The 4,480-nt window shown below is 72.6% G+C and carries 3 protein-coding genes; 1 reads left to right on the forward strand and 2 read right to left on the reverse strand.

Annotated features, from left to right (window positions below):
- Positions 1-299: 299 nt before the first annotated feature.
- Together GQS09_RS27080 and GQS09_RS27085 are read right to left on the reverse strand one after the other, a co-directional pair.
- Complete coding sequence (locus tag GQS09_RS27080; RefSeq protein ID WP_165990166.1) at positions 300-2,204, reverse strand: ATP-binding SpoIIE family protein phosphatase; 1,905 nt, start codon at positions 2,202-2,204, stop codon at positions 300-302.
- A gap of 156 nt (positions 2,205-2,360) precedes the next feature.
- Positions 2,361-3,758: an NAD(P)/FAD-dependent oxidoreductase gene (locus GQS09_RS27085; protein ID WP_165990167.1), complete on the reverse strand. Its 1,398-nt coding sequence runs from the start codon at positions 3,756-3,758 to the stop codon at positions 2,361-2,363.
- Between the two features lie 283 nt (positions 3,759-4,041).
- Here GQS09_RS27085 and GQS09_RS27090 point away from each other — a divergent pair.
- Positions 4,042-4,480, forward strand: a 439-nt coding sequence (locus GQS09_RS27090; protein ID WP_165990168.1) for a TetR/AcrR family transcriptional regulator, incomplete at its 3' end; no start/stop codon positions are given.

Consider the following 4,480-nt stretch of genomic DNA (forward strand, 5'->3'; position numbering starts at 1 on the left):
ATCCACCACGGACAACCGGACACACATCCGGCCCCATGGCGACGGGGTTGCCAAATATCTGGCGTTGACTTTTGGCACGCTGTTGAGTTCTCAAGGAACGGACACTGCCTTCGGTAACCCTCTCGGGAATCCCTCCGGGTGTCTGCCGCTACTCTAGGGCACCTTTCCTGCCGATCAAAATCGGGGAGTTGGGCTGCCCTGTCTGAGCGCCCGGAGAACATTACGCGTCCCGATTGGGAGCGTCAACTTGATCAGGAGCCGGCCCCGGCGGGGGCTTCGTGGCGGCGTCCGGCGCGGGGTCAGCTTCCCGTGCGGCGCTGCGTGGGCAGGGTGAATTCAGCCCACACGGACTTGCCGCCGTCCGGCAGCAGCCGGGTCCCCCAGTCGGTGGCGATGGCGGCCACGATGGAGATCCCCCGCCCGGCCTCGTCGGCCGGGGCGGGGTGACGGCGCCGCGGCAGATTCTCGTCGCCGTCCGTCACCTCGACGATCAGCCTGCGGTCGGTGCGTCGCAGCCGCAGCCGCATGGGGGCCTTGCCGTGCTGGAGGGAATTGGCGACCAGTTCGCTGGTGGCCAGCACGCCCAGCTCCCGGAGCTCGTCGGGGAAACGCCAGCTGGCGAGCACGCCGTCGGCGAAGGCGCGGGCGCGCGGGGTGGCCTCGATGCCGCCGAGCAGGTCGAGGGCCGCCCCGCGGAACAGTCCGGCCACGTCGGTGTCGCGTTCGGGCCGGGCCATCACCAGGATGGCGACGTCGTCGTCGTGGCCCTCGCCGATGCCGAGGGAGCGCAGCAGGCGGTCGCAGATGATCTGGGGCGTGGTGTGGCCGGTGCCGGGGGAACCGGTCAGGGCCTCCTCCAGGGCGGCCAGCCCTTCGTCGATGTCGGCGTCGCGGCGCTCCACCAGACCGTCGGTGCAGAGCACGGCCAGCGCGCCGGGCGGGAAGGGGGTGATGCCGGAGGTATGGGTCCAGCCGCCGGTGCCCAGCGGCGGGCCGGTGGGTTCGGTGGCCCGGTGGACGGTGCCGTCCGGGCGGCGCACGAAGATCGGCAGGTGGCCGGCCGAGGCGAAGACCAGGTGGTCCTCGTTGGGGTCGTGCACGGCGTAGAGGCAGGTCGCGATCTGGCTGGGGTCGATCTCGGCGGCGAGGCCGTCGAGCAGCTGGATCACCTCGTGCGGCGGCAGGTCGAGCCGGGCGTAGGCGCGGACCGCCGTGCGGAGCTGGCCCATGACGGCGGCGGCGCGCACGCCGCGGCCCATCACGTCCCCGATGACCAGGGCGGTGCGCCCGGCGCCGAGCGGAATCACGTCGTACCAGTCGCCGCCGATGGCGGCGTCGGTCCCGCCGGGGCGGTAGGTGGCGGCCACCCGCAGGTCGTCGGGCTGTTCCTGCTTCTGCGGGAGCAGGCTGCGCTGGAGGGTGACGGCGGCGGCGCGCTGGCGGCTCTCGCTCTCCCGCAGGCGTTCGGCGGAGACGACCTGGTCGGTGACATCGGAGGCGAAGATCAGCACGCCGAGGGAGGTCTCCGTCCCGGTGGCGGAGGCGGCGGGCGCGGTGGCCGCGGCGGTGCCGGACAGGCCGGCGAGGCGGACGGGAGTGCAGGTGAAGGTGTAGAAGCTGTCGCGGCTGCGGCCGGCCACCCGGCGGGACTTCAGGGAGCGGGGGGTGCCGCTGCGCCGGACCTGGTCCATCAGGGGCAGCAGCCCCAGCTCGGCGAGTTCGGACAGACCGTGGCGGGCGGGTGTCCCGGGGGTGCGGGCGCCGAAGACGGCGGCGTAGGCCTCGTTGACGTAGGCCACTCGGTGGTCCGGGCCGTGGACCAGGGCGACGGGTGCCGGGACCTGGCCGAGGAGCTCGTGCACGGCCCGGGCATCGATGCCGCGGACCGCGGCGCCGGCCTGGCGTTCCGTGTCCCGGCCGCCGCGGTCCCGGCTGCGGCCGCGCAGGTCCTGGCCCTGGGCACGGGGCTGGGTCCGGCTCTGGGGCGCGCTCTGCTGCGTGCCCTGCGGCGCGCTGTGGCCGGGGCTGCGGCCGGGGCTGCGGTCCTCGCCCGGGTCCGGGCCGCCCTGGTCGGGTCCTTGGTCGGGCGGCGGGTGCTCCTGGTCGGCGCCCCCCGTCCGTACGCCTGTGGCGCCACCGGCCGGGGTGGCGGCGTTGCGCCGCTGAGTTCCGGGCAGCCGGAGGCTCCAGCGCGTCAAGTTCACGAGTTCTGCTTTCCGATCCGATCCGTTCGGTTGTACGGGTGCCCGCCGAGCGCCTGGGGTACGCGCGGAAAGCGGGGGCCGGGAGCGGGCCGAGGCGTTGCCCGGCGCCGTGCTGCCCGCCGTACGCGGCAGCGCGCAGGTGCGCGCGGCCCCACCCTATGGCGTGCCGTCGCCCTTGCCCGGGGTGCCGGGCCGGGGCCGGTCGGCGCCCGCCGCGGACTCGAACTCGGCACGTGGGTGTTCCAGCGAGCCGAGCGAAACGATTTCCCGCTTGAACAGCCCGGCGAGGGTCCACTCGGCGAGCACGCGGGTCTTGCGGTTGATCGTCGGTACCCGGCTCAGGTGGTATGTGCGGTGCAGCCACCATGCGGGAAAGCCCTTGAATCTCCTCCCGTACACCCGCGCGACACCCTTGTGCAACCCCAGGGAGGCGACCGAGCCGGCGTAGCGGTGTTCGTAGTCGGCCAGCGGGCGGCCACGGAGCAGGGCAACCAGGTTGTCGGCGATCTGCCTGCCCTGCCGGAGTGCGTGTTGCGCGTTCGGGGCGCACCGGGGGCGCCTGCCGTCCGGTGCGGGGTCGTCGGCGGTGAGGTCCGGGACGGCGGCGCAGTCGCCGGCCGCCCAGACGTGCGGTACGCCCTCCACCCGGAGTTTCGGGGTGCATTCCACCCGGCCGCGGTCGTCCAGCGGCACGCCGCAGTCGCGCAGCACCGGGTTGGGCTTGACGCCGGTGGTCCACACCAGGGTGCGGGTGGGATGCCGGGAGCCGTCGTTGAGCACCACGACCCGGTCGGTGCAGGATTCGAGGCGGGTGTTGAGCTTGACGTCGATGTTGCGGCTGCGCAGCTCGCGGACGGTGTATTCGCCCATGGTGAGGCCGACTTCCGGGAGGATGCGGTTGGCCGCTTCGACCAGGATCCATTTCTGCTCGTCCGGGCTGATGTTCGAGTAGTACCGGCAGGCGTAGGCCGCCATGTCCTGGAGCTCGGCGAGGGCCTCCACGCCCGCGTACCCGCCGCCGACGAAGACAAAGGTCAGGGCGGCGGCCCGGATCTGCGGATCGCGGGTCGAGGAGGCGATGTCGAGTTGTTCCAGTACGTGGTTGCGCAGGCCGATGGCCTCTTCCACGGTCTTGAAGCCGATGCCGTGCTCGGCCAGGCCGGGAATGGGCAGGGTGCGGGTGAGGGAACCGACCCCCAGCACCAGTTCGTCATAACGCATGACGCGCGGGGGCTCGGATTCCTCCTCACCGGCGAGCGTGCGGATGGTGACGGTCCGTTTTTCCGGGTCGGCGCCGAGCAGTTCTCCGGGGACGAAGCGGCAGCGGTCGAGCACCCGGCGCAGTGGAACGACCACATGGCGCGGGGAGATGTTCCCGGCCGCGGCTTCGGGGAGAAACGGCTGGTAGGTCATGTAGGGCTCGGGGTTGACCAGCACGACCTCGACGGTGCCGCGGAGGAGTTCCCGTCTGAGTTTCTGCTGAAGACGGAGCGCGGCGTACAGCCCGACGCTGCCACCGCCGGCCACGAGGATGCGTGTCGGTTCCTTGCTCACCTGTCCATGACGCACCGCGGGAGCGGGGTTTGTCCACCGGTCGGCAGCGCGTGTTGCGCCGATCGGGCCCTGGACGAGTTCTTGCCCTTCTCTCCGGTAACAGGCTGAACTATGTTCGTAACCCAGACGGAGTGGCGAAGCCGCTCCATTCATCCGTGGGGAACAGCGGGGAGTCTCCGGGGGGAGACACATCACCGGGGGAATACATATGCGGATACAGGGGCCCGAGGGTTGGGCGTCGACGGGCAGCGGTGGCAGGGGCCGGGGGACGGAGGCGCAGCCGATGCCGCTGCGCACCGACGCCCGGCGCAATCTGCGGCATGTGCTGAGCGCGGCGCGCGACGTCTTCGGGGAACAGGGCTACGACGCACCGATAGAGGAGGTGGCCAGGCGCGCCCGGGTCGGCGTGGGAACGGTCTACCGGCGGTTTCCGACCAAGGAGGCGCTGGTCCAGTACATCGCGGAGGAGGAGACGCAGCGGCTGACGGATCGCGCGCTGGAGGCGCTGGCCCGGGAGGACGAGCCGTGGCGGGCGCTGGAGGGTTTTGTCCGGTACTCGGCGGCTTCGGGGACGAGCAGGCTGCTCCCGGAGCTGCTGGCCGCGGCGGCGGAGGGCGTGGAGTCACCGCCGCCGGCCGCGGTGGCGGGCGCGGTGCCCGGCGCGGGGCCGGCTGAGGCGGGCGCAGGGCGTTTACCGCGGCAGCGCGGTGGCCTGCCGCTGC

It is taken from the genome of Streptomyces sp. YIM 98790, from assembly GCF_011421595.1.
Lineage (GTDB): Bacteria > Actinomycetota > Actinomycetes > Streptomycetales > Streptomycetaceae > Streptomyces.